Annotated in this window: 1 protein-coding gene; it reads right to left on the bottom strand. The window is 62.0% G+C overall.

Annotated elements, in window-relative coordinates:
- Positions 1 to 301: 301 nt before the first annotated feature.
- Positions 302 to 550 (bottom strand): GNAT family N-acetyltransferase, encoded by a 249-nt coding sequence (locus tag V6U90_RS33575; protein ID WP_334445225.1) that lies wholly within the window; start codon positions 548 to 550, stop codon positions 302 to 304.
- Positions 551 to 891 lie beyond the last annotated feature (341 nt).

Genomic DNA, 891 nt, shown 5'->3' with positions numbered 1-891 from the left:
TCGGACCTACCGGACACCCAAGCGGCTACAGCCAGCAACCAGACCGTTGCGCGGAATGGCTCAGTGCTCGGATCTTCGCCTTCAGCGACCGGGTCGGCCGTTCGGCGATGAAGGTGTACGTTGTCGTAGGGGTTGTGATCGGAAATCGGGGAACCCCAAGGTCGTATTCGCATTAGTGCTTATTCGTGGGGACATTGATTAACTTTTCTGAATATGCCCCGTTTGTGGATCGGGCTACACGGATGCTGGTCAGCTGGTGTTGAGGAGTCGGCCGGTCTTGTGGCATGGGCCAGTTGCGTCGTCAGTCAAGGGTCCGGGCCATCCCGACAGAGTTCGGCCCCGTTTGGTGGAAACCGTGCCGCTCGTAGAGGCGGCGGCCCGGCGGATCGGCGAGCAAGTTCACGAACGCACCGGGCGGCGCTTCCCGACGGATTGTCTCCAGCAACGCAGTCAGTATCGCTTCACCTATGCCCCGGCGCTGGTGCTCTGGCAATACAGCCATGTCGACCACGTGGAAGTACCACCCGCCATCGCCGAGCACCCGACCCATCCCTACTGTCGTGCCGCTCTCCTCGTGCAATACGTGCACCGCAGCCCAGCCACCCTGTACCGCGGCGGCAGCCTGATCGGGTCGACGCGGTGAGAGCCCAGATCGTTTGCGAAGGATTAGGTAGTCTCCGACCGTCGGTGGTCCATCGACCAACCGATAGCCCGCCGGCAGGGTGGTAGGTGCTGTCATGACCGCTATGCTACGGCGCTCCTTACGGGATGGTGGTGACCGCCGCTTGGAGCTCGTTGAATGATCAGCTCGGCGGTATGAGGAGTCACTGAGCCATTCCGGGTAAGCCTCTGACTACCAGGAGCGCTGTCCGGGATGAGGGATCATGGGCG

The sequence above is a fragment of the Micromonospora sp. CPCC 206060 genome (assembly GCF_036906895.1).
GTDB lineage: Bacteria > Actinomycetota > Actinomycetes > Mycobacteriales > Micromonosporaceae > Micromonospora.
This window is presented reverse-complemented; position numbering and strand designations above follow the sequence as displayed.

What these genes read in the sequence shown, in the direction of transcription:
- V6U90_RS33575 (WP_334445225.1), bottom strand. Translation starts at nt 550, where the DNA reads ATGGGTCGGGTGCTCGGCGATGGCGGGTGGTACTTCCACGTGGTCGAC.